The organism is Bradyrhizobium sediminis (assembly GCF_018736085.1).
In the GTDB taxonomy this organism is placed as follows: domain Bacteria; phylum Pseudomonadota; class Alphaproteobacteria; order Rhizobiales; family Xanthobacteraceae; genus Bradyrhizobium; species Bradyrhizobium sediminis.
On sequence record NZ_CP076134.1, the window covers coordinates 4,697,792 to 4,721,877 of the forward strand.

Annotated in this window: 23 protein-coding genes; 7 read left to right on the plus strand and 16 right to left on the minus strand. The window is 66.0% G+C overall.

The features are described from left to right. The first annotated feature begins 41 nt into the window (after positions 1–41). The 3 genes from KMZ29_RS22595 to mutL all read left to right on the plus strand — a co-directional run bounded on the left by KMZ29_RS22595 (position 42) and on the right by mutL (position 3,777). Entirely contained in the window at positions 42–1,355 is a 1,314-nt protein-coding gene (locus tag KMZ29_RS22595) for a M16 family metallopeptidase (protein ID WP_249779974.1), read from the plus strand. Between the two features lie 91 nt (positions 1,356–1,446). Continuing rightward, a complete protein-coding gene (arfB, locus tag KMZ29_RS22600) occupies positions 1,447–1,866 on the plus strand; it encodes an alternative ribosome rescue aminoacyl-tRNA hydrolase ArfB (RefSeq protein ID WP_215621274.1) in 420 nt (139 codons plus the stop codon). A gap of 99 nt (positions 1,867–1,965) precedes the next feature. Next, positions 1,966–3,777, plus strand: coding sequence for a DNA mismatch repair endonuclease MutL (gene mutL / locus KMZ29_RS22605; protein WP_215621275.1), 1,812 nt, complete (start codon positions 1,966–1,968; stop codon positions 3,775–3,777). Positions 3,778–3,878: 101 nt separating this feature from the next. Here mutL and rsmD read toward each other — a convergent pair whose 3' ends face one another. Next, positions 3,879–4,436, minus strand: coding sequence for a 16S rRNA (guanine(966)-N(2))-methyltransferase RsmD (gene rsmD / locus KMZ29_RS22610; RefSeq protein WP_215621276.1), 558 nt, complete (start codon positions 4,434–4,436; stop codon positions 3,879–3,881). A gap of 6 nt (positions 4,437–4,442) precedes the next feature. Further along, positions 4,443–6,590, minus strand: coding sequence for a pseudouridine synthase (locus KMZ29_RS22615; RefSeq protein ID WP_215621277.1), 2,148 nt, complete (start codon positions 6,588–6,590; stop codon positions 4,443–4,445). 153 nt (positions 6,591–6,743) lie between these two features. On the opposite strand from KMZ29_RS22615, the gene KMZ29_RS22620 reads away from it, so the two are divergent. Then, a complete protein-coding gene (locus KMZ29_RS22620; protein ID WP_215621278.1) occupies positions 6,744–7,202 on the plus strand; it encodes a nucleoside deaminase in 459 nt (152 codons plus the stop codon). Positions 7,203–7,339: 137 nt separating this feature from the next. Here the strand turns inward: KMZ29_RS22620 and KMZ29_RS22625 are convergent, their stop codons facing one another. The 5 genes from KMZ29_RS22625 to KMZ29_RS22645 all read right to left on the minus strand — a co-directional run bounded on the left by KMZ29_RS22625 (position 7,340) and on the right by KMZ29_RS22645 (position 11,980). Next, positions 7,340–8,245, minus strand: a complete 906-nt coding sequence (locus tag KMZ29_RS22625; RefSeq protein ID WP_215621279.1) for an alpha/beta fold hydrolase — start codon at positions 8,243–8,245, stop codon at positions 7,340–7,342. Between the two features lie 351 nt (positions 8,246–8,596). Next, positions 8,597–9,880 carry a phosphoribosylamine--glycine ligase gene (gene purD, locus KMZ29_RS22630; RefSeq protein ID WP_215621280.1) on the minus strand — a complete coding sequence of 428 codons (1,284 nt, stop codon included), beginning with the start codon at positions 9,878–9,880 and terminating at the stop codon, positions 8,597–8,599. 204 nt (positions 9,881–10,084) lie between these two features. Next, positions 10,085–10,390 carry a winged helix-turn-helix domain-containing protein gene (locus KMZ29_RS22635; protein ID WP_215621281.1) on the minus strand — a complete coding sequence of 102 codons (306 nt, stop codon included), beginning with the start codon at positions 10,388–10,390 and terminating at the stop codon, positions 10,085–10,087. A 5-nt stretch (positions 10,391–10,395) separates the two neighbouring features. After that, positions 10,396–10,944, minus strand: a complete 549-nt coding sequence (locus tag KMZ29_RS22640) for a hypothetical protein (protein ID WP_215621282.1) — start codon at positions 10,942–10,944, stop codon at positions 10,396–10,398. A 22-nt stretch (positions 10,945–10,966) separates the two neighbouring features. Continuing rightward, complete coding sequence (locus KMZ29_RS22645) at positions 10,967–11,980, minus strand: alpha/beta hydrolase (protein ID WP_215621283.1); 1,014 nt, start codon at positions 11,978–11,980, stop codon at positions 10,967–10,969. 135 nt (positions 11,981–12,115) lie between these two features. Here KMZ29_RS22645 and xseA point away from each other — a divergent pair, with 135 nt between their 5' ends. Next, entirely contained in the window at positions 12,116–13,726 is a 1,611-nt protein-coding gene (gene xseA, locus KMZ29_RS22650; RefSeq protein ID WP_215621284.1) for an exodeoxyribonuclease VII large subunit, read from the plus strand. Positions 13,727–13,780: 54 nt separating this feature from the next. Here xseA and KMZ29_RS22655 read toward each other — a convergent pair whose 3' ends face one another. Then, entirely contained in the window at positions 13,781–14,617 is an 837-nt protein-coding gene (locus tag KMZ29_RS22655; RefSeq protein ID WP_215621285.1) for a dienelactone hydrolase family protein, read from the minus strand. 198 nt (positions 14,618–14,815) lie between these two features. Here KMZ29_RS22655 and KMZ29_RS22660 point away from each other — a divergent pair, with 198 nt between their 5' ends. Continuing rightward, on the plus strand, positions 14,816–15,043 hold the full coding sequence (locus KMZ29_RS22660) for a DUF2093 domain-containing protein (protein ID WP_215621286.1): 228 nt from the start codon (positions 14,816–14,818) through the stop codon (positions 15,041–15,043). Here the strand turns inward: KMZ29_RS22660 and lpxK are convergent. From lpxK to KMZ29_RS22690, 6 genes are read right to left on the minus strand one after another with little or no spacing between them, the layout of a single operon-like run. Beyond that, positions 15,040–16,068, minus strand: a complete 1,029-nt coding sequence (gene lpxK / locus KMZ29_RS22665; RefSeq protein ID WP_215621287.1) for a tetraacyldisaccharide 4'-kinase — start codon at positions 16,066–16,068, stop codon at positions 15,040–15,042. The genes KMZ29_RS22660 and lpxK overlap by 4 nt on opposite strands. Next, positions 16,061–17,395 (minus strand): 3-deoxy-D-manno-octulosonic acid transferase, encoded by a 1,335-nt coding sequence (locus tag KMZ29_RS22670; RefSeq protein ID WP_215621288.1) that lies wholly within the window; start codon positions 17,393–17,395, stop codon positions 16,061–16,063. Before KMZ29_RS22670 ends, lpxK begins: the two co-directional genes overlap by 8 nt. After that, positions 17,358–18,071, minus strand: coding sequence for a lysophospholipid acyltransferase family protein (locus KMZ29_RS22675; RefSeq protein ID WP_215621289.1), 714 nt, complete (start codon positions 18,069–18,071; stop codon positions 17,358–17,360). Before KMZ29_RS22675 ends, KMZ29_RS22670 begins: the two co-directional genes overlap by 38 nt. Further along, positions 18,068–18,316 carry a DUF4170 domain-containing protein gene (locus tag KMZ29_RS22680; RefSeq protein ID WP_215621290.1) on the minus strand — a complete coding sequence of 83 codons (249 nt, stop codon included), beginning with the start codon at positions 18,314–18,316 and terminating at the stop codon, positions 18,068–18,070. Before KMZ29_RS22680 ends, KMZ29_RS22675 begins: the two co-directional genes overlap by 4 nt. 59 nt (positions 18,317–18,375) lie before the next feature. Then, positions 18,376–19,209, minus strand: a complete 834-nt coding sequence (locus KMZ29_RS22685) for a 3'(2'),5'-bisphosphate nucleotidase CysQ (protein ID WP_369810045.1) — start codon at positions 19,207–19,209, stop codon at positions 18,376–18,378. Further along, a complete protein-coding gene (locus tag KMZ29_RS22690) occupies positions 19,196–20,596 on the minus strand; it encodes a TldD/PmbA family protein (RefSeq protein ID WP_215621291.1) in 1,401 nt (466 codons plus the stop codon). The genes KMZ29_RS22685 and KMZ29_RS22690 overlap by 14 nt, the downstream gene beginning before the upstream one ends. 297 nt (positions 20,597–20,893) lie before the next feature. Between KMZ29_RS22690 and KMZ29_RS22695 the strand changes: the two genes are divergently transcribed. Next, positions 20,894–21,418, plus strand: coding sequence for a DUF6101 family protein (locus KMZ29_RS22695; RefSeq protein ID WP_215621292.1), 525 nt, complete (start codon positions 20,894–20,896; stop codon positions 21,416–21,418). A gap of 23 nt (positions 21,419–21,441) precedes the next feature. Here KMZ29_RS22695 and KMZ29_RS22700 read toward each other — a convergent pair whose 3' ends face one another. Then, a complete protein-coding gene (locus tag KMZ29_RS22700) occupies positions 21,442–23,010 on the minus strand; it encodes a two-component system sensor histidine kinase NtrB (protein WP_215621293.1) in 1,569 nt (522 codons plus the stop codon). Positions 23,011–23,159: 149 nt separating this feature from the next. Beyond that, complete coding sequence (gene ubiA / locus KMZ29_RS22705; RefSeq protein ID WP_215621294.1) at positions 23,160–24,086, minus strand: 4-hydroxybenzoate octaprenyltransferase; 927 nt, start codon at positions 24,084–24,086, stop codon at positions 23,160–23,162.

Sequence of the window (24,086 nt, forward strand, 5' to 3'; positions counted from 1 at the left end):
CGCGGCGCATCGCATTCATTGTGGGGGCCTGCCTGACCCTGATGCCGCTGGCGACAACGCCTTCGCACGCTGCGGCCAGGATCCAGCACCTGATTTCGCCCGGCGGCATCGAAGCCTGGTTCGTGCAGGACGCCACCGTGCCCCTGATCGCGATGGAATATGCCTTTGGCGGCGGCGCGACGCAGGACCCGGCCGACAAGCCCGGCGTCGGCCATATGGTCGCCAGCCTGATCGACGAAGGTTCGGGCGACCTGGATTCCAAGACGTTTCACGAACGCCTCGACCGCCGCGCCATCGAGCTGAGCTTCGCCTCGAACCGGGATTATTTCCGCGGCAGCTTGCGCATGCTCAAGGATAACAGGGACGAGGCCTTCGACCTGCTGCGGATGGCGTTGACATCGCCGCATTTCGACGGCGCCGATGTCGAGCGTATTCGCGCCCAGGTGATCTCGGGCCTGCGGCGCGAAAGCTCCAATCCGACTGCGCTGGCCAGCCGCAAGTTCCTGGAAATCGCCTTCGGCGACCACGCCTACGGCCGGCCGGCCAACGGCACGCTGAAAAGCGTGCCGACGATCAATACCGCCGACATGAAGGACTATGTCCGCCGCGTGCTGGCAAAGGACACGCTCCGGATAGCCGTGGTCGGCGATGTCGACCCGGCCACGCTCGGCGCGTTGCTCGACAAGACCTTCGGCGGATTGCCGGCCAAGGCCAGCCTGACGCCGGTCGCCGACGTCGAAGCCGCCAGGCCGCCGCAGCGCGCCTTCATTCCGCTCGACGTGCCGCAGACCGTGGTGACGTTCGGCGGCCCCGGCATGAAGCGCCACGAACGGGATTTCATGGCCGGCTACGTCGTGAACCACATTCTCGGCGGCGGCGGGCTGTCGTCGCGGCTCTACAAGGAGGTGCGCGAGAAGCGCGGCCTCGCCTATTCGGTCTATGAATCGCTGCTGTGGATGGATCGCTCCGCGATCTTCATCGGCAATACCGGCACCCGCGCCGACCGCGCCGGCGAGACCGTCGACGCCATCGAGAAGGAAATCCGCCGCATCGCCGAGGATGGCCCGACCCAGCAGGAGCTGGACGAGGCCAAGTCCTACCTCAAGGGCTCGCAGATGCTGGCGCTCGACACCTCCTCGAAGCTGGCTTCCGCGCTGCTGCAGTACCAGCTCGACAAGTTGCCGATCGACTACATCGAGAAGCGCAACGCCATCGTCGATGCCGTGACGCTCGACGACGCCAGGAAAGCCGCCATGCGGTTGTGGGGGCAAGGCCTGCTCACCGTGGTCGTCGGCCGCGCCCCGCAGGCCGCCGCGCAGCCGGCCGCTGCGACGCCGCCCACGGCGAAGAACTAACGCCCGCGCGGGGAGACAAAGGCTCGGCAAACCCGGTATCCTGTTTGCCACCCGATTCCATCACGGCAATGTCGGGCCTTCCGGTGACGCCATGCTGCGGATTTCCCGCGACCTTTCGATCGACGAGAACGACATCGAGATCTCTTTCGTCCGCGCCTCCGGCCCGGGCGGGCAGAACGTCAACAAGCTTTCGACCGCCGCGCAATTGCGTTTCGACACCCGCCGGATCACGCTGCCGGAAGATGCTGCGTTACGGCTGAACCGGCTGGCCGGCCAGCGCATGACCAAGGACGGCGTAATCGTGATCCATGCGCAGCGCTTCCGCACCCAGGAGCGCAACCGCGCCGACGCCATCGACCGGCTCACCGAATTGTTGCGCGAAGCGATGACACGGCCGATCCCGCGGCGCGCTACCAAGCCGACGCTGGGCTCGAAGACCCGCCGGCTGGAAGGCAAGAAGCGCCGCAGCGACATCAAGGCGAAACGCGGCTCGGCCCGGTTCGACGATTGAGGGCTGAGAACAGCGGGGAGAGTCCGGGGTTTTCCGCGCGCGGGCTCCCCTCAACCGGCAAAAGTCCCTAAATTGGGGCCTCATATCCATGAGTCGCCCATGCCCGTCCGCCAGCTCCCCGAACAGGTCGTCAACCGCATCGCCGCCGGCGAAGTGGTCGAACGTCCCGCGAGCGTGGTCAAGGAACTGGTGGAAAATGCCATCGACGCCGGCGCCAGCCGGATCGACATCTTCACCGATGGCGGCGGCAGGCGGCGAATCGGCATCACCGACGACGGCAGCGGCATGACCGCTGGCGATCTGGCGCTTGCGGTCGATCGCCACGCCACCTCCAAGCTCGACGACGAGGATCTGTTGCAGATCCGTACGCTGGGGTTTCGCGGCGAGGCGCTGCCCTCGATCGGCGCGGTGGCGAAGCTCGGCATCACGACACGCCATGCCTTGGAACCGCACGCCTGGTCGCTGTCGGTCGAAGGCGGCGTCAAATCCGGTATCATGCCGGCGGCGCTGAGCCAGGGCACCCGGGTCGAGGTCAGTGATCTCTTTTATGCGACGCCGGCGCGGCTGAAATTCCTCAAGACCGACCGCACCGAGGCCGAAGCGATCCGCGAAGTCGTGCGCCGCCTCGCCATGGCGCGGCCCGACATCGCCTTCACGCTGGCCGGCGAGGAGCGCGCGCCGGTGACCTGGGCCGCGGCCCTGCCCGGCTCTGCCGGTCGGCTGACAAGGCTCGGCGATATCCTGGGCGCTGATTTTCGAAGCTGCGCCATCGAGGTGCACAGCGAGCGCGAAGGCGTGGTGGTCGAAGGCTTTGCCGCAGCACCCTCGCTGACCCGCGCCAACGCGCTCGGGCAGTATCTGTTCGTCAACGGCCGCCCGGTGCGCGACAAGCTCATTCTCGGCGCGGTGCGCGCGGCCTATTCCGACTATCTGCCGCGCGACCGCCATCCGGTCGTGGCGCTGTTCGTGACGCTGGAACCGCAGGAGGTCGACGCCAATGTGCATCCGGCCAAGACCGAAGTCCGGTTCCGCAATGCTGGCCTGGTCCGCGCGCTGATCGTGCACGCGCTGAAGGAGGGGCTTGCCCGCGAAGGCAAGCGCACCGCCGCCAACAGCGACGGCGCGGCGCTGGCATCATTCCGCCCGTCGTTTGCGCCGCGTCCCGGCAATTGGGACTGGCGTCGCTCGCCGGCCTATCCGGTCCGCCCGATGCCGGGCTTCGAGGGCTCGGCAGCAACCGCGTTCGCCGAACCGGGACAGGCCGCGTTCGATGTCGGCACGCCGACCGCGGACGTGCGCTTTCAGGAGCAGCCGTCCGCCGATCTGCTCGATCGTCCGCTGGGTGCGGCGCGGACGCAGATTCACCAGACCTATATCGTGTCGCAGACCCGCGACGGCCTCGTGGTGGTGGACCAGCACGCCGCCCATGAACGCATCGTCTATGAAAGGCTCAAGGCGTCGCTGGCGCGCAACGGCGTGCAGCGCCAGATCCTCTTGATCCCGGAGATTGTCGAACTCGACGAAGCGACCGTCGAGCGGCTGCTCGAGCGCGCCGACGAGCTGGCGTCGTTCGGGTTGACGATCGAATCCTTCGGCCCCGGCGCGGTCGCGGTGCGCGAGACGCCGTCGCTGCTCGGCAAGACCAATGCAGCAGCATTGCTGCGCGATCTCGCCGAACACATGGCCGAATGGGACGAGTCGCTGCCGCTGGAACGCCGGCTAATGCATGTCGCCGCCACCATGGCCTGCCACGGCTCGGTCCGCGCCGGCCGCATCCTCAAGCCGGAGGAGATGAACGCGCTGTTGCGCGAGATGGAAGACACGCCGAATTCCGGCCAGTGCAATCACGGCCGGCCGACTTACGTGGAACTGAAGCTTTCGGATATCGAGAAGCTGTTCGGGAGACGGTGAGGCGCTTAACGGAATCGTAGGGTGGGCAAAGCGAAGCGTGCCCACCATTTCATGTCTACCGTCAGTTGGTGGGCACGGCGCGGAGAGCGCCTTTGCCCACCCTACGAATTGAACCGCAAAAACGTAAACTCCGTATCGTCATACGCCCGCCGCTCCAGCTCCTCGAAGCCATCCGGCGCGACGAAGGCGGCATCCTTGGCTTCTTCCACCACCAGGAGCGCGCCCGGTGTCAGCCAGCCGCCGTCGCGTAATGAGGCCAGCGCCTTCTCGGCCAAGTTCATGCGATAGGGCGGATCGAGGAATACCAGCGAGAACGGCTCCATCGGGTGCGCGGGGCCGAGATTGCTGGCGTCGCGGCGGTAGACCTTGGTGACGCCGCCCAGGCCCAGTGCCTCGACATTGTTGCGGAGCAGCGCCCTCGCCTCGGCGCCGTTGTCGACGAACAGCGCGAACGCAGCACCGCGCGAAACCGCCTCGATGCCGAGCGCGCCGGTGCCGGCGAACAGGTCGAGCACGCGCGCGTCCGCAATCGGATCGTCATAGGCGTGCATCAGAATGTTGAACAGCGACTCGCGCAAGCGGTCCGCCGTCGGACGGATGTCGCGCGAGGCCGGCGACGCGAGGTTGCGGCCCTTCAATCGCCCACCGACGACTCGCATCGAGCGTCACTCGTCCAGCGGCTTGAGGTCGCGCTTGCCGTGATAGCCGCGCTTCGGACGGCGCGGCGGACCATATCCGCTTGCCTCTTCCTCGTTGCGGGCGCGGGCTTCCTCACTGCCGGTGCGCTGCACAAGCACGCGGCGGCCCTTGCGGTCGGCGATCAGGGCGCTCTTGCCTGCCGGCTTGAACGGCTTCTTGCCGCGCGGCGCGCTATCGCCGTCGGCATCTTCGCTCGCTTCGCCCGGCATCGGCCGGTTGAAATCCGCGCCTGCGAGTTCGGCAATCTTTTCGCCGAGCTGTTCGCGCAGCACGCGGGTCTTGACCTCCTCGACCTGGCCTTCCTCGAGTTCGCCGAGCTGGAACGGACCGTAGGACACCCGGATCAGCCGGTTCACCTCGAGCCCGAGATGCTCCATGACGTTGCGCACCTCGCGGTTCTTGCCTTCGCGGATCGCGAACACCAGCCAGACATTGGCGCCCTGGTCGCGCTCCAGCGTCGCATCGATCGGGCCGTATTTGACTCCATCGACCTCGACGCCCTTTTTCAGCTCGTCGAGTTGCGCCTGCGTCACCTCGCCATGGGCGCGGACGCGGTAGCGCCGCAGCCAGCCGGTCTCGGGCAGTTCGAGCGCCCGCGCCAGCCCGCCGTCATTGGTCAGCAGCAACAGGCCCTCGGTGTTGAAATCGAGCCGGCCGATCGAGATCAGCCGCGGCAGCCCTTCCGGCAGATGGTCGAACACCGTCGGCCGTCCTTCGGGGTCGGCATGGGTGGTCATCAGCCCACGCGGCTTGTGATACAGGAACAGCCGGGTGCGCTCGCGCGGCGGCAACGGCTTGCCGTCGACGGTGATGACGTCGTTGGCGGTGACATCCAGCGCCGGCGAATTGATGACGCGGCCGTTGACGGTGACGCGGCCCTGCATGATCCATTCCTCGGCGTCGCGGCGCGAGGCAAGGCCGGCCCGCGACAACACCTTGGCGATGCGCTCGCCGGATTTCTTTTCGCGCGGCGGCCGGGCGGCGCGTTTTTCGAACTCAGGCTTGCGCTCACGATAGGCGCCGCGGCCGCCGAAGGCGGGGCGCTTTGCAAAGACCTTGCTGTCATCCTCGTTGTCGCGGCGCGGCCTTTCGCCCGATGTCTCGCTGCGCGGATGCTCCTGCCAGGAACTGCCGCCCTCGCGATCCCGACGCGGCCGATCGAATTTCGGTCGGTCCTCGCGGGGACGGTCGAATTTCGGCCGCTCGCGGAACGGACGATCGCCCTGGGGACGATCCCCGTGAGGACGATCCTCGCGCGGCCGCGAAAACCGCGGACGCTCGTCGCCGCCGCGATCCTCGCGGGGCTTGTCGTAACGGGGCTTGTCGAATTTCGGCCGATCGAAATTGCGCGCGCCGTCGCGGGAGGGACGGGAATTGCGGCCGGCATGGTCGGGCGAGCTGGCGTCGCGCTTCTGCCACGGCTTGGATTCGCCGCGAGGCGGACGGTCGCCAAAATCCTTGCGCGGGCCACGATCACCAGGGCCGCTATTGCGGTCCCGGGGCGCACCGCGCGAGAATTTCTTGTCGCCGCCGAATTTCCGCTCAGGCCGGTCGCCGCGGGGACGATCGCCATCGCGCGACGGACGCGCACTGTAGGGGCGATCACCCTGCGGTCTATCGCCACGCGGCGTATAGGGTCGCTTCTCGCCGCCCCCCTCTCGCGGGGTATAAGGCTTCTTGTCGCCGAATTTCCGGTCGGAAAAACGTCCAGCCGGACGCGCATCGCCGCGTTCGCTGCGGGGAGTATAGGGACGCTTCTCGCCGCCGCGGTCGTCGCTGCGGGGACGGTCTTCCCGGTTGAAACGCTGCGGACGATCGCCAAACGGCCGGTCGCCGCGGGGACGCGGGGCGTCACCGTAGTCGCGGCGCGGGGCGTCGCCGTCGCGTTTGCCGGCGTAGGGTTTGCCGGATCCCGCATAGGGCTTCTTGCCGTGGGATTTCGCACCGTCGGACTTGCCGGCATAGGGGCGCCGCTCGCCCTCGGCTTTGCCGGCAAAGCCGCGCTTGGCGAACTTCTTTTCGGGTCCCCGGGCGGCGCCGGAGCGGCCCTTGCCGCCGGAGGGACGATCGCGACGGCCGCGGGAATCGTTGTTTTTATCGTTGTCGCGGGGCATGAATGGTCTCTCGTGTCCAAATGAAATGGCGATCAGGCGGATGTGGACGGGCTGTCATAGCGATCACGCGCGCGCGCTTGGCTCAAGGCGCATTCTCACGCAAAACCGGCATCCACTTTTGCTGAATGTGCATCTAGTAGCAGGTTTCTTCCAATGATACGAGGCATGACCGCCCCTTCTTTCATGGATTTGGCGCTGAAAACGGCCAAAAACGCCGGAAAAGCCGGTGAAGTCCCGATCGGATGCGTGATCGTGCGGGATTTCGAGGTCATCGCCACCGCCGGCAACCGCACCCTGACCGACCGCGATCCGACGGCGCACGCCGAAATGCTGGCGCTCCGGCAGGCTGCCGAGGCGATCGGCACCGAGCGGCTGGTCGATTGCGACCTCTACGTCACGCTGGAGCCCTGCACGATGTGCGCGGCCGCGATCTCGTTTGCGCGGATCAGGCGGCTGTATTACGGCGCAGCCGATCCCAAGGGCGGCGCGGTCGACTCCGGCGTGCGGTTCTTCTCGTCTCCGACCTGTCATCATGTGCCGCAGGTTTATTCCGCCGTCGGCGAGAGCGAGGCGGCGGCGCTCCTGAAGGAGTTCTTCAAGGTGCGAAGGTAGCAGCCCCAACCGTCATTGCGAGCCAACGGGTCGCGCGAACGCGCGCCCGATGACAGGCTCCGCGAAGCAATCCATCGTGCAGCACAACGGATAGATGGATTGCTTCGTCGCTTCGCTCCTCGCAATGACGGGAAAAACTACCCCGCCAGAAAAAACTCCCGCAACGCCCTCGCCGTCGCGTCCGGATTCTCCTCCGTCAGAAAATGCCCGCTGTCGACCGGCGCGCCCGACACATTGGTCGCCCAGGTCTTCCAGGTGTCGAGCGGTGTCGCGGCGGCGCTGGCGACGCCGGCATCGCCCCATAGCGCCAGCATCGGGATCGTGATCTTCTTGCCGGCGTCGTGATCTTTCTTGTCGATCTCGAAATCGGCATAGGCGCCGGCGCGGTAATCCTCGCACATCGCATGCACGCGCGAGGGATCGCGGAACGGCGCGAGGTAATGCTCCAGCGCGCGCGGCTCGATCGCGTCGAGATTCTTCGACTTGGTCTGGCTCGCCATCTTCTGCTTGAGGAAGAAATCCGGATTGCCGCCGATCAAGATCTCCGGCAGCGGAAAGGGCTGCGCCAGGAAGGTCCAGTGATAGATCTTCAGCGCATAGAGCCGGTTCATCCGTTCCCAGTAGTTGAAGGTCGGCAGAATATCGAGCACCGCCAGCCGCGACAGCCGGCCGGGATGATCGAGCGCGAGACGATAGGCGACACGGCCGCCGCGATCGTGGCCGGCCAGCGCAAAATGCACATGGCCGAGCCGCTCCATCGCCTCGATCATGGTCTGCGCCATCGCGCGCTTGGTGTAGGGCGTGTGCGCCGTGTCGCTCTCGGGCATGTCCGACCAGCCGTAGCCCGGCAGGTCGGCGATGATCAGCGTGAATTTGTCCGCAAGCTGCGGCGCGACGCGGTGCCACATCACATGGGTTTCGGAGAAGCCGTGCAGCAACAGCAACGGCGGCCCCTTGCCGCCGACGCGCGCGAAGATGCGGCCCAACCCTGTGTTGATCCATTCGGAAGCATAGCCGGGAAAAAGATCGGCGAGATCGGGCATTTTCACACTCTTACGTCATCATCCGCCAACCGGTCCGGCCTTCGGCCGCCCGGATGACAGGCTCCGGCGGATGATCCAGTAAACACCAACATCGCGATCGCCAACAGGCGCTGCGCGCGTACTGGATACATGAGGCCACCCGCACGCCCTTCGAGAGGCGCGCAAAGGGCGGCGTCCAATTCCGTCATTGCGAGCCAACGGGTCGCGCGAACGCGCGCCCGATGACAGGCTCCGCGAAGCAATCCAGCTTTGCCGAAACAAGCTGGATTGCTTCGTCGCAAGGGCTCCCTTGCGCAAACGCTTCGCGTTTGTCGCAGGCAATGACGCTGTGAGGACGGAAGATGGAGCGCGCTAGCTTTTCGCCTTCTCCCTTGCCACCGCCTGCCAGCCGATGTCGCGGCGGCAGAAGCCTTCGGGCCATTGGATGCGGTCGACCGCCGCATAGGCGCGCTGCTGAGCTTCGCTGACGGTCTTGCCGGACGCGCAGACGTTCAGCACGCGGCCGCCATAGGCGAGAATCTTGCCGCCGCCCGCCTTGGTCCCGGCATGAAAGATCTCGACGCCCTCGATCTTGGCGGCGTCATCGAGCCCCTCGATCACCGAACCCTTGCCGTAGTCGCCGGGATAGCCCTTCGCCGCCATCACCACCGTCAGCGCGGGATCGGGAAACCAGCGCAGGTCGAAGTTCTTCAGTTGGCCGTCGCATGACGCCAGCATCGCCGGCACGATGTCCGACATCATCCGCAGCATCAAGACCTGGCATTCCGGATCGCCGAAGCGGACATTGTATTCGAACAGTTTTGGGCCGTCCGGCGTCAGCATCACGCCGGCATAGAGCACGCCGCGAAACGGCGTGCCGCGCGCCTTCATGCCGGCGACGGTCGGCAGAATGATCCGGGACATGATCTGGTCGTGGATTTCCGGCGTCACGAACGGCGTCGGGGAATAGGCGCCCATGCCGCCGGTGTTCGGTCCCTGGTCATGGTCGAACACGCGCTTGTGGTCCTGGGCGGATGCGAGCGCGATCGCGGTCTCACCGTCCGACAGCGCGAAGAAGCTGATCTCGCGGCCGGACAGGAATTCCTCGATCACCACTTCGGCACCCGCTGCGCCGAACGCGCCGTCGAACATCATGGCGATGGCAGCCTCCGCCTCGGCCAGCGTCATCGCCACGACGACGCCCTTGCCCGCCGCAAGTCCGTCGGCCTTGACCACGATCGGTGCGCCCTGCGAGCGGACGTAAGCGAGCGCTTCGGCCGCATTGGTGAAGCGGCCATAGGCGCCGGTCGGAATATTGAACTCGGTGCAGAGCGCCTTGGTGAATCCCTTCGAGCCCTCAAGCTGCGCCGCCTGCTTGCCCGGCCCGAACGCCTTGATGCCGGCGTCGGCGAGATCGTCAACGATCCCGGCGGCCAGCGGTGTTTCCGGGCCGACCACGACAAGATCGACGGCGTGGGCGCGGCAGAAATCGATCACCGCGGCGTGGCTGGCGACATCGACCGCGACGCACTCGGCTTCCCGGGCGATGCCGGCATTGCCCGGCGCGCACCAGAGTTTCGTCACCAATGGGGAGGCCGCGATCTTCCACGCAAGAGCGTGTTCGCGGCCGCCGGAACCGAGCAGGAGGATGTTCATGAGGGAACCAAATAGGGTCTGCGGAAACGCAGTCGGTCGCACGAAACTCCCCGCCGCTGCAAGGGGGTAGCTATCCAAACGCCGTCATTCCGGACGGCGCGCATGCGCGCCGATCCGGAATCTCGAGCTTGAGATTCCGGGTTCGCTCGCGTAGCGAGCGCCCTCAGACGCGCCAATTGGCGCGTCGGGGAATGACGACTAGATTCAAGGCTTCCCCGCCGAGGCGGCGATGATTTCCTGCAGCGTCGCGACATGGCGGGCGAAGGCGCCGCGTCCGGCCGCGGTGGCGGTCACCGTGGTCTGCGGCTTCTTGCCGACAAACGCCTTTTCGACGGCGACATAGCCGGCTTTCGAGAGCGTCTCGATATGGGCGCCGAGATTGCCGTCGGTGGCGCCGGTCAGCTTCTTCAGCCTGGAGAATTCCAGCCCCGAGGCGGCCGGCAGCGCGTTCAGCGCCGCCATGATTTTCAGCCGCAGCGGCTGGTGGATGATGTCGTCGAGTTCGGCCATCGCTCTCAGTTCCGGCGCATCCAGAGACCGCCCAGCATCAGCCCGCCGCCGTTGACCACCGCCATCCATGGCTCGAACCACGGCCCGACGAAGAAATAGCCGATCAGCGTCAGCGCGCTGATGGAAAGACCGATCACCACAAAGGCCACGCCGACCCACAGCCCGGCGATGGTGTAGAACAGCATGAAATAGATCGGCCAGAACGTCCCGAGCTCCCGCGGCCCGAAATGGCCGAGCGCGCAGGTCGCGACCCCGAAGGCGAAGAACAGCAGGAACGCCGTCAGCATCCGCAGATCGAAGGTGCGGACTCCGGTCCGGGAATAGGTGAAGGCACTGACCGCGAAGGAACCCGCGACCCCCATTGCGTTGGCGGCGATCCAGATATAGCCGGCATGGCGCGGCCAGGCGAACGAAGCGACATTGGCGGCAAGGACCAGCCCGCCCCACATGATCATCAACAGGCTCGCGAGATTATAGATCCGCGACTGGCGGACGCGGCGCGCGATCTCGTTGATTTCGGCGAGCGCCTTTGAAGCTTGCTGGCTGTCGATCATGTCGCCCTCTTCCCGGTCGCGGTTACGACCCGGCCGTTGCACGCGTGGCGACGTCGTCGGCAATGACCGACACCGCCTTCGGCACGCTGACGATGCCCATGTGATTGACGCCATCGATCAGCTTCACGTCAACCGCGGGCGCGACTGCGTGCACAGCTTGGGCATATTTGTCCGCGAGCATCAGTTCGTCATCGGCGCCGGAAATGATCGTCACCGGCTTCCTTGCCGCAGCGAGGTCGCGGCGAAAATCGCCGTCGCGGACCGCGAAGTTGCGCATCAGCCGGTCGCTGTAGGTTCCGACCAAATTCTTCTCGGAATTCGGCGGCACTGCGAAAGCCAGCACCGGCAGCGCCTCGCAGCAACGGATGCCGATGGCGCGCAACGCCGCCAGCCCCACGATGCGTGGAATATCGGCACGGGCCCAGCCGCCGGAGTTCGGCAGGTTGGTCGGCGCGCTGTAGCCGAGATAGGGCGCCAGCAGCACAGTGCGCTCGAACAGATCCTGGATCGGCGAGCCGGCGACGCGAAGCGCGAAGCCGCCGCCGGAGGAATGGCCGACCAGGGTCAGCGGCACGGTCGGGTTGGATTTGCGAACGACCGCGACGAGATCGGCGAGATCGTCCTCGAGCTGGCCGACATAGCCGATGTCGCCGCGGGTGCCCGAAGTGCCATGACCGCGAATGTCCACCGCCCAGGTTTCCACGCCGCGCGCGGCCAGGGCCCCGGAGAGCGCGTGGATGGTGCCGCCGCTGGAACCGGACGAGCCGTGAATCACGATGGCCGCACGGCCCACGCCGGGGCCATTCGCTGGGTAATGGCGGAAGCCGAGCCAGGTGCCGTCCCGCGCCTGAAACCGCTCCACGGCGGGCAAGGCGTTGAAATCGACCGTGCCGCGCGCAGCCGAGATGGAGGCGAGCTCAGGCGGACGCGTCAGTGGCGCGGCGACCAATGCAGTGATCAGCAGCGCGGCCGCGCCCACCGCGCACAGCGCCCATTTAAGGGTGCTCAAGGAGCCGCGTAGCAGCGATTTCGTCATGATGTTCCTCACCAGATTTCATTAATATAGAGTACTCTATAACACAGAGTATGGCTGGGCAAGGTCCGATTGGCGGCGCGGGCGGAAAATCCCTAACTTGCGGGCCAGTCCGAAACGCCCGAATCGATGGTCCGAATGGCTGCAGCCGAACCCCTTCTCAACGCGCCGGAATTCACCGTCTCCGAACTGTCCTCTGCGCTGAAACGGACGGTGGAGGACGCCTATGGGCATGTCCGGGTGCGCGGCGAAATCTCCGGTTTCCGCGGGCCGCATTCTTCCGGCCACTGCTATTTCGCGCTGAAGGACGAGAGCGCCAAGATCGAGGCGGTGATCTGGAAGGGCGTGCATTCGAGGATGCGGTTCAAGCCGCAGGAGGGCCTCGAGGTCATCGCCACCGGCAAGCTCACCACCTATCCCGGCTCGTCGAAGTACCAGATCGTCATTGAAGCGATCGAGCCCGCCGGGGTCGGCGCGCTGATGGCGCTGATGGAAGAGCGCAAGAGGAAGCTTGCCGCCGAAGGCCTGTTCGACGCGGCGCGCAAGCAGCTCTTGCCATGGCTGCCGGAAGTGATCGGCGTGGTCACCTCGCCGACGGGAGCAGTGATCCGCGACATCCTGCACCGGCTGGAAGACCGCTTTCCGCGCCGCGTGCTGGTATGGCCGGTCAAGGTGCAGGGCGAAGGCTCGGCCGAACAGGTCGCAGCGGCGATCCGCGGCTTCAACGCGCTGCCGGAACAGGGCCGGATTCCGCGGCCGGATCTGTTGATCGTCGCGCGCGGCGGCGGCTCGCTGGAGGACCTGTGGTCGTTCAACGAGGAGATCGTGGTCCGCGCCGCCGCCGACAGCATGATCCCGCTGATCTCGGCGGTCGGGCACGAGACCGACATCACGCTGATCGACTTTGCCGCCGACAAGCGCGCGCCGACGCCGACCGCGGCTGCCGAAATGGCGGTGCCGGTGCGCGCCGAACTGTTCGTCGAGGTCACCGCGCTGGCGCGGCGCACCATGCTGTGCTGGCAGCGCGCCCAGGAAGGCCGCCGAAACGAGTTGCGCGCAGCCGCGCGGGCGCTGCCCGCGGCCGGCGAGCTGTTGGCGATCCCGCGGCAACGGCTCGATGGCGCCGGCGCCGCCTTGCCCCGCGGCCTGAAAGCCAACACCCATGCGCATTTCCGCCGGTTCGCCGCCACGAGCGCGAAACTGACGTTGCGCGTTCTGCATGCGCAGGTCAGCCACGCCGCGCAGCGGCTCACCATCAACAGCGAACGGTTGAGCAACGGCGCGCGGTCGCTGGTGCGCCGCCGCCGCGATCGCTTCGCGGGACTGGAGGTCCGGCTGCAGGCCTCGAAACTCTCCAACGTCCAGGCGCAGCGCCAGACCATTGCGCGCGACCACGAACGCGCGCTGCGGCTGGCCGAGCGCGCCCGCCGCGCCCTCGTCACTGCGCTGCAGCGCCATCAGGCGCGTATCGCCCATAGCGGCCAATTGCTGGCCGCACTGTCCTATCGCAGCGTGCTGGCGCGCGGCTTCGCGCTGGTGCGCGACGAGCAAGGCCACCCCGTGCATGCCGCGGCCCAGATCGGACCGGGTGCACGGCTCGATCTGGAATTTTCCGACGGCAAGGTCGGCGCGACGGCCGATGCCGACCGGCCGGCGGCGACGCGTCCCGTAAAGCCGGCCGCCGGCGAGACGAAGACGTCAGCGCCGAAGCGCGCCGTCAAGCCGGCCGGTCAGGGCAGTTTGTTTTAGGGGATGCGTCTGCCTTACCCTCCCCTGGAGGGTAAGAAAGCATTGCGCTCGATCTCACCGCGCCAGCCATTCCGCGACACGCAGAATCGAATCGGCGCGGGCTTCCGCGTCGGTGCCGAGATGACCGCGCTCCGGCAAGGCCGGATCGGCCGCGCCGCCGATCGCTTGCAACGGAAAATTCGCGCGGTCGAAATCGTGCCAGGCGCCGGGATACACCACGATCCGCGCCAACGCGCTGCGACCGCGCGCGCCGTCGATCATCTGTCGGCAGGCGGGCGGCGAACTGATGTCGTCCCTGGCGCCGATCAACAGCAGCGTCGGAATGCGTGCGCTCCATCCGAGGCGTGACGAGATGCGGCAGTCCGGATAGAACGCAATCGCCGAGCGGAAGTCGGGCTCGGCCTTGCGCGAGGCGGATTGCGGACGCACCGCCCACAGCAATGCGCTGGCGCCGTCCGCCCATCCCAACAGGCTGATGCGATCTTGCCTGGCCCATGGCTGCTGCACCAGCCACTGCCGGGACGCCATGATGTCGGCGACCCGTTCGCGGCGGGCGAGGACGCGGCGCTCCTTGACCCGGCATTGCGGCCCCAATTCGCGCGAGCCGTAGCTGTCCGGCAGCAGCACCGCCTGGCCGCCCTTCAGCAATTGTTCGGCCCAGTCGCGGTAGCGACGCTGCACCGGCTCGGAACGGCCGCCGAGGCCGCCGCAGCCGTGCAGCGCGATCACCACGGGGAACGGGCCGTCACCTTCGGGCTTGTAAAGCTGCGCGTGCAATGTGCCGTTTTCAGAGGGAATCTCGACCTGACGCGGCGAGGGCAACGGCGAGGCATCGGCGGCAAACGCCACGGCAAAGAGCGTCAGGAATGTAGCTGCTGACAGAAGGCGCATCGGGTTTGCCGGATAGCTCAGGTGCCGGGAGAGCGGCAGTCCATGGTCCCGCAAGGCTATCATGCGCCAAAAGCCATAAATCATCACAAATCGGTGGGTTTAACGGGCGGACACCACTACCTATTTATGATAGATCGGCTTTGCGAAAAGCATATAGCCTCGGCTTCAATCGTCGGGGACTGGTCGGAGAGTTCAACCTTGCTGAATAAATTCGGTCCCTCGGGAAGCGGCGAAGCGCAGGTGCAATATCTGGATGGCGATTTCCGCGTGATCTCGCCGGGAACCTACGTGCGCTGCGCGGTAACCGATGCGCGGATACCGCTCGACGAGCTGAAATACTGGAGCGTCGATCTGCAGGAGGCCTATGCCATCCCCACCGCGGTGCTGCAGCGGCATTTTCCCGCCTCGGTGAAGACGCAGGGCTAATTGCCTCTGCGAAATTTCTTCTCGCGCACCTGAAACAGGCGTTCCGCCACGAACTTCCGCAATCCGGCGGCGTCATCGAATTCGAGCGTCACCGCAAACGGCACGATATCTTCGGCCCAGGACGGCAACCCCTCGCCGCTGCGCAGCCGCGCCAGATCCTTTTCCGTGGTCACCAGCGTCAGCCCGTCGCGCCTGGCTTCAGCGATCAGGGTTTCAATCTCACCTATCGAAAACGGATGGTGATCGGCGAAGGCCCGTTCCGCGACGACCTCGATTCCGTTTGCGCGCAGCGTCCGGAAGAAACGCGCGGGATCGCCGATCCCGGCAAAGGCCAGCACGCGCTTGCCGGCAAGCGAGGCCACCGAAGCATCGCTGGCCTTCAGATGCGCCGACAGCACCGGCCTGCCCCGCGCGGCGACCTCGGCGGCAACCGCCCCGGCCGCGGCGCCATCGCCGATCACGATCAAGGCATCGGTACGGTCAAGTTGTTGATCCAGCGGCGCGCGCAACGGCCCCGCGGGAAACACGCAAGCATTGCCGAGGCCGCGGCTGCCGTCGATCACGATCAGGGAACCATCCTTGACGATGGCGGGATTCTGGAAGCCGTCGTCCATCACGATCACGCTGGCGCCCTGCGAGCGCGCCAGTGCGACGCCACCGATGCGGTCGCGCGCGACCGCTACCGGAACCGTCCGCGCCAGCATCAACGGTTCATCGCCGACATCGGCGGCGGCGTGCCGCTGCGCATCGACCATGATCGGGCCGCGCAATTTTCCGCCATAGCCGCGGCTGAGTACGACGGGCGTCTCGCCGAGATCGCGCAACAATTTGGCGAGGGCGAGCACGGTCGGGGTCTTGCCGGCGCCGCCGAGATGATAATTGCCGACGCAAAGCACGGGGATGCCGGCGTCGAAACCCAAGCGTTGCATGCGCCGGGCCGTCACCGCGCCGTAGAGAGCGCCAAGCGGCATCAGAAATCGCGAAGTCCATGACGGGGGCCGGTGCCAGAAGGCCGGCTCACGCATTGGCCGCTCCCATTTCGAGCCGCAACTGCAAGAGATAGGGCTCGAGCGCCGTGAGCGTGCGCTCGAGCGCGCCGCCGAGCTGTTCGATCACGCGGGTCGAGGCCGCGACCAGTGCTTCGCGCGCCGCCGGATCGGCCAGCAACTGGCCGAGTTGCTTCACCAGCGCTTCCTGCGTGTCGGCCTGCCGGGCGCCGAAGGCACCATCGAGCGCCTCGTAGACATCGGTGAAATTGAACACGTGAGGGCCATGGACGATCGACGCGCCGAGCTTGACCGCTTCGATCGGATTTTGTCCGCCGTGAGGAACCAGCGAGCCTCCCATGAACACGATCGGCGCGAGGCGATAGAACAATCCGAGTTCGCCCATGGTGTCCGCGACATAAACGTCGGTGGCCGCGATCGGCAATTCCTCGCGCGAGCGCAAAGTCCCGTGCAGGCCGGAGGCCGCGATGGCGCGCGCGATCGCCTCGCCGCGATCGGGATGCCGCGGCACGATCACGGTCAGGAGCGACGGAAAGAATCCCGCCAGCGTCCGATGCGCCTCCAGCAGGATTTCCTCCTCGCCGGGATGGGTCGACGCCGCGACGACGATCGGGCGGCCGCGCGTTACCGCCATCAGCCGCTCCAGCCTGGCGGGATCGGCGGGCGGCGCCGGCACGTCAAGCTTCAGGTTTCCCGTGGTGACGACGTTGCGGCTGCCGAGCGCCGCAAAGCGCTCCGCATCGACCTGCGACTGGGCGAGGCAGACGTCGAACCGGCCGAGCAGCGCCGAGATCGTGCCGGCCATCCGGCGCCAGCGCGGAAACGAGCGCTGCGACATCCGGCCGTTGATCAGCACCATCGGCAGACGCCGCGCCGCGCCCGCCAGAATCAGATTGGGCCACAGATCGGACTCGATGAACAGCGCCAGCGAAGGCCGCCAGTGATCGAGAAAGCGCGCGACATAGCGCGGCGAATCGTAAGGCACGTATTGATGGATGATGTCGGGGGGAAACCGCTTGGCGACGATCGCCGCCGAGGTCACCGTGCCCGAGGTGAGCAGGATACGGATATTCAGCGCGCGCAATCTTTCGATCAGGGCCGCCGCGGCCAGCACCTCGCCGACGCTGGCGCCGTGGATCCAGACCAGCGGCCCGTGCGGCCGGACATCCTTGCTCATGCCGCGGCGCTCGCCGATCCGCGCCGGATCCTCCTTGCCCTGCTTCAGCCGCCGCTTGATCAGCGCCGGCGCCAACGGCACCACGGCGGAAGACAGCTTCCGGTAGACACGCAGCGTCATCGGCAGGGCGTTAGTCAAGCGCAGCCTCCGGGTGCCCGACCTGCGCATAGGCGCGACGGGTCGCGTCGTTCAGGTAAGTCTCCAGCTGAAGGCGGCACTTTTCCATGGTCTCGGCATCTGCGTCCGGCGGCACGAAAACCGCATCAATACCTACCACTGCGCCGCGCCCGAATGGCAAATTAATGGTGGTGCGGTCCCAATTGTTCAATCGGGCGAAACGGCTGGTGACCATGGCAAACGGCAGGATCGGCCGTCCGGATTCCCGCGCCAGCATGATGATGCCGAGGCCTGCGACCCGCGAGCGCTTCGGCACGTCGGCGGTCGATGCAACATTATAGCCCTGCTCGAGCGCCTGCACCATTTCCCTGAACGCGCCGACGCCGCCCTTGCGATGAAACGCGCCGCCATGATCGCCGGAACCGCGAATGGTCTCGATACCGAGACGTTCGGCCGCAATGGCGTTGAATTCGCCGTCGCGATGCCGCGAGATCAAGACCTTGGCGCGGTGGCTCTCCTTGGTCTTGATGAACGGCGTCAGGAAATGCTGGCCGTGCCAGAAGGCGAAGATCACCGGCTGCGCCGGCTCGACCAGTTCATAGACGTTTGGCGGATCGTAACTGAACTTGTTGGTCAGCCAGACCAGCCGCAGGTACTCGGCCGCGAGAATTCCCACAGCGCGCTGAACCCAGCTGCTGCGCAGCAGATTGCGAATTAGCTTTTTCAACGGGCAGGCTTCGCGTCTTGACCTGGATCGAGCAGCCGGTGGAGATGAACGATGAAGTAGCGCATGTGGGCGTTGTCCACGGTTTGCTGCGCCTTCGCTTTCCAGGCCGCGTAGGCGGTCGCGTAGTTGGGAAATACGCCGACGATCTCGACCTGATTGAGATCCTTGAACGTGGTGTGTTCGAGGTCGGTCAACTCGCCCCCGATAACGAGATGCAGCAATTGCTGCTGGGCACTATCTGGCATGCTTCATTTTCCTAATGCGGTGCCCGGCAAGTGGCAGTCGCGACGCGTAGCGAGGACGCTCAGGGCAACGGGCGGTTGCGAAAATGCTCGACGATGCGCGCATGACGATCGCGACCCGCTGCCACCAGCACCCCGTGCGTCACCTCCCGGCGATTGTAGAGGATCGTGTCCCCCGAGAGAGCGGTCATGTTACCATTCGCTTCCTGCACGATCAAATTGGCCGCGGCAAGGTCCCAGTCGCGGCTTTGACCGCCGGCGAAAGCCGCCTCCAGGCTGCCCTGCGCGACCCGACACAGCCGCAGCGCCAGCGATCCGATTCGGGGGTGCAGCACAATCTCCTGAGGCGACCGGCTGAGCCGTTCGACCAGCGGTTTCGGACCCGCCACGCGCGTGAAATCCAGCTCGCCGCCGGGCGCCGCGCGGACCGTCACATCGTTGCGCACCGCGCCGCGGCCGCGCATGGCAAAGAAGAATTCATCGCTGGCCGGCGCAAACACCGCCGCCAGTACCGGCGTCGCATCCTCGACCAGCGCCACACTGACGCACCAGTCTTCGCGGCCGGCAAGATAACCCCGGGTGCCGTCGATCGGATCGACGATCCAGGTTAGCCGCTTCTGAAGCCGCACCTCGTCGTCGATGCTTTCTTCCGACAGCCAGCCGTAATCCGGCGTGGCCGAGCGCAGCCTTTTTTCCAGGAGATCATTGACCGCGATATCGGCCTCGGAAACCGGCGACGACGCGCCCTTGGTCCAGTTCTTCAATTCGGTGCGGAACAGCGACAGCGCCAGCGCGCCAGCCTCCCGAACAGTATCGGTCAGCAATGCGGCGTCGTGCGCCAGTACATCGCGCGCCAGGACCCCGCTGTGCACGCTTTCGGCTTTAACGTCCGCCAAGCGTCAGTCCCTCGATGCGAACCGTCGGCGCATTGACGCCGTAACGGAATTCCAGATCGTTGGCGGGCGCCATCGACTTGAAGATCTCAAACAGATGTCCCGCGATCGTCACCTCGCTCACTGCATAGGTGATTTGGCCATTTTCGATCCAGAAGCCGGATGCGCCGCGGCTGTAGTCGCCGGTGACGCCATTGACGCCCGAGCCGATCAGGTCGGTGACGTAGAATCCCTGTTTGATGTCGGAGATCAGTTCGGCCGGGGTGGGCTCTCCTGCCTCGAGATGCAGATTGTACGGTCCCGGCGACGGCGACGACGACACGCCGCGGTGGGCGTGGCCGGTCGTGACCAGCCCCAGTTCGCGCCCGGTCGCGGAATCCAGCAGCCACGAGGTCAGCACGCCTTCATCGATAATGGCGAGCTTCCTGACCTTGACGCCCTCGGCGTCGAACGACTGCGAGCGCAATCCGCGCACCCGCAGGGGATCGTCGATGATGCGGATGTTCTTGCCGAACAATTGCTGGCCGAGGCGGTCCTTGAGAAAACTGGTCTTGCGCGCGATCGAGGCGCCGTTGACGGCTCCCACCAGGTGACCGACCAGCGAGCCGGAAACCCGGGGATCGAACACCACAGGCACCTTGCAGGTTTCGACCTTGCGCGGATTGGCGCGCGCGACCGTGCGCTCGCCCGCCTTGCGGCCGACGCTTTCGGGCGAGGCAAGATCGGAAGCGTGCGGCGCCGTGGTGTAGTCGTAGTCGCGCTCCATGCCGGTGCCGTCGCCCGTTATCGCGGTCATCGAGATGCTCTGGCTCGAGCGCAAATAGGAGCCGTGGAAGCCGGTGGAGGTCACCAGCACCATGCCGCCGATGCCGGCCGAGGCCGACGACCCGCCCGATTTGGTCACGCCCTTGACGGCGAGCGCGGCCGCTTCCGCCTCGCAGGCGCGGCGTTCGAGTTCCGATGTCGAGGGTACCTTGGGATCGAGCAGATCGAGGTCGGGAAAATCCCGCGCCAGCAAGGACGGATCGGCGAGACCTACATATTTGTCGTCGGGCGCGACCCGCGCCATCGCCACCGCACGCTCGGCAAGCTTCGCGACGCCATCGCCGCTGACGTCGTTGGTCGAGACCACTGCCTGGCGCTGTCCGACCAGCACGCGCAGTCCGACGTCGTCGCCTTCCGAGCGTTCGGATTCCTGGACGCGTCCGTCGCGCACCTCGACGCCTTGCGAGATGCCGCGCACCGCCACCGCGTCGGCGGCGTCCGCCCCGGCGCGCCGCGCCGCCTCGACCAGGCGCTGCGCCAGCGTGCTCAGCGCCGATTGGTCGAACAGATCGGATGTCGCGGTATCGGATGAAAGCGCGGATGCGGCTGATGGTGAAGAGATCACGAACAAAATCCCGAGGATTCAAGGAGGATCGAAGCAGGCCCGGATGCAAATCGGCCGATATCTCAAATGTGCCTGATTCACAGGGATTTCAAGCATTTGTTGGGCCCGAAAGCGAAAGATTTTCGCCATGCCCGCAAGGTCTCGTCAATCATGTGAGCCAAGGTCTTGTCAATCATGCGGGCGGATGCATGGCCGGTGACGCCGGATTAACCAGCCTTTTTAAGCGATTTCGGAGAGGGGCTCGGCTACGGTCTCGCGTATCGACCGGGAGCATAATCCCGGCGGGGAGACAAAGCCGTGAGGCGTCAAACAGCAACAAGCGGGTTCAATCCCGCCGGGTCGAGCCGCGCATTGCGGCTCGACCCTCTTTCCCTGCCCGTCCGCTTCGATGCGCACGATATCCGCGCAGACGGCGGCGTCCGGCAGATCGAACTTCACCGCGAACGCGTCGTGCTGCGCCGCGCCGTCCACGGCATGCGGATGGCGGTCAACGTCCGCGTCAGCGATTTTCTCGGCGTTGGCCTGCGCGGCATCGACGACGCCCAGATGCTGGTTCTCGCGCATCGCGATCCGTCATTGACGATCCCCTTGTGCGTCAGCTCCGACCGCGACGAGATCGCAGCGGCCTGGCAGATGTGGAGCGACATCTTCGCGCTGCCGCAATTGCCGGAAGACAAGCCGCGCCAGCCCGCGGCGCGGCGCCGGCGTCACAACGCGATCCGGACGCGGCGTCCAAAATTCCTGGTGCGGCGACGCGCCGGCGATCTGCTCAATCCGGCCAACATCCATCAGGGCGAACGCGAGATCATCGCGAGGAACTGACGCCTACACGATCGGCGGAGATTTCATCCAGCCGCCGCGTTCGCCGCGCCACTTCCAGCCATCGACGAGTCCGGGACAGCCTGCGGCAGATACATCCGCACAATCGTGCCGAGGCCGGGTTCGCTGTCGATCGAGACGTGACCGTTGGACTGCTTCACGAAGCCGTAGACCATGCTGAGGCCGAGCCCGCTGCCTTTGCCGCTCTCCCTGGTCGTAAAGAACGGCTCAAAGACACGCCCGATCACATCCTTCGGAATTCCCTCGCCGTCGTCGCCGACCGCAATCAACACGTAGTCGCCGGGCGGGACGTCCGGATGCAGTCTTTGATGATGCCGGTCGAACGATGCCGCCGATGTTGCAATCGTCAGGCGGCCACCGGCGGTCATCGCTTGCTGCGCATTGAGCGCGAGATTGAGCACCGCGGCTTCGAGCTGCGCCGGGTCGGCGAAGGCCGCCGGCAGGTCAGGGGCGAAATCAACTCTGATCTCGATGTCCTTGCGCAAGGTCCGGCGCAGCCGTTCCTGCACCTCGCCGAGCAAATCGTTGCAATCGATTTCGGCCGGGCGAAGGGTTTGCCGGCGGCCGAATGCCAGCAACTGCTGGGTCAATTCGGCGCCGCGATCGGCGGCCCGGCCGATGCTCTCGGCGAATTGCACCAGGTCCGGCCGCGGCTGCAATTGCTCGCCGAGCAGCTCGGCATTGCCGAGGATCACGGTCAGGAGATTGTTGAAGTCGTGGGCGACGCCGCCGGAGAGGTTTCCCACCATCTCCATCTTTTGCGCCTGCACGAGCTGCGTTTCGGTCCGCTTCAGCTCGGTGAGATCCTCGCAAAAGATCGTAATTCCGCCGACCGTGCCGTCGCCGCTGTACCAGGGCTGCACTTCCCATCTCAACCACTGCTTCGATCCGTCGGACCGATGGAACGAATCTTCGTTGGCGCGCAAGCCCTCCCCCGCCAGCCCGCGGCGATGGATGTCTTTCCAGCGTTCCGATATCCGGGGGAACACCTCGTAATGCGATCGCCCGATCACACCGCCTTCGATGTTGAAATCGCTTCGCCAGCGCGCGCTGGCCGCGAGATAACGCATATCGGTATCGAACATGGCGATGGCCGCCGGCACGCGCTCGACGAAGTCACGCAGTTGCGCTTCGCTCTGCCGCGTCTGACCGGCGCTGGCGAGCCGCGCCCGCGAGATGCGCACGGCCTCCGCCATTGCCGAGAAGATCAAGCTGCTTGCGAGAAAGGTCGCCAGACCGATCAGGTCGGCGCCCGACGAGAACGGCGAGACGAGGATATGCGCCAGCACGGCAGCCACGATGGCTGCCAGAGCGCCGGCGGCGAAGCCGCCGAGCAGAGCCGCTATCGCCACGGCCGGAGACAGCGTCACATAGGTGAAGCGCCCGCCCAACGCATCGAGGAAGACCACACGAAAAGCAATCGCCGCGAACACCGCGACCAGGGCCCCAATCAGCCGCCACACCAGCGGCTTGGCATGGCACGTCCCGATAAATTCGAGAATTCGGTCCGCAAGCGAGCCGGCTGACGGCTTGCCTGCATTGAGCCTGGACGAACTAGCCTGACACCGGTCCATCAGCTGGCCCCGTCTGCTCGTTTGATGTCGCCTTCAAGGCCGCCGAAGCCAAGCATCAATCATAAGTCGAAGGATTCGACCGGGACAATTCCGGAGAAATACGGGAAGCGCACCGGACGGACATTCGGGGCGGCGGCCGCCGCAGCGCGTCAGGCGGCTCGCATCGCCGCTTCCGCGAGCAGTCCTGCAAACAAGAGCAGCCCCGCGTCGCGGTTGGACTTGAAGATCTTCAGGCACAGCGCCGGGTTCGAAATCTCGAGCCGGGCGATTTGCCAGACCAGATGGACTGCGAATGCGGCAAGCCCGATCCAGGCCGGCCATCGCGCACCAGCCAGGGCAAGCGCCACGCCGATCAAGACCACCGCCAGACCATAAAACACCACCAGTGCCTGATGGGTGCGCGCGCCGAACAGCCGCGCGGTCGATTTGACGCCGATCAGCGCGTCGTCCTCGGCATCCTGGTGGGCATAGATGGTGTCGTAGCCGATCACCCAGGCGATCGAACCGGCATAGAGCACCAGTGCCGTCGCATCGATCCGTCCCAGCGTCACCGCAAATCCCATCAGCGCACCCCAGGAGAAGGCGAGGCCGAGCACGATCTGCGGCCACCAGGTGATCCGCTTCATGAACGGATAGACCGCGACGATGATCAGCGAGGCGATGCCGGTCATGACCGCGAAACGGTTGAACTGCAGCAGGACCGCCAGCCCGATCAACGCCTGAACCACCAGAAAGGCCGCCGCCTGCGGCACGCTGACCTGTCCGGCCGGAAGCGGCCGCGACCGCGTCCGTTCGACCAGCGCGTCGAGATCGCGGTCGGTGATGTCGTTCCAGGTGCAGCCGGCGCCGCGCATCGCGAACGCGCCGACGAAGAACAGCACGATGTTGATCGGCAATCGGCCGATATCGCCGGCGACGCCGGCGGCGAGCGCCGCCGACCACCAGCACGGCATCAACAGCAGCCAGGATCCGATCGGCCGGTCGAGGCGGCAGAGCCGCAAATAGGGCCGCGACCAGGACGGCGCGCGGGTGTCGACCCAGTTGCCGGTCGCGTCGGCAACGCGGGCGGTACTCAT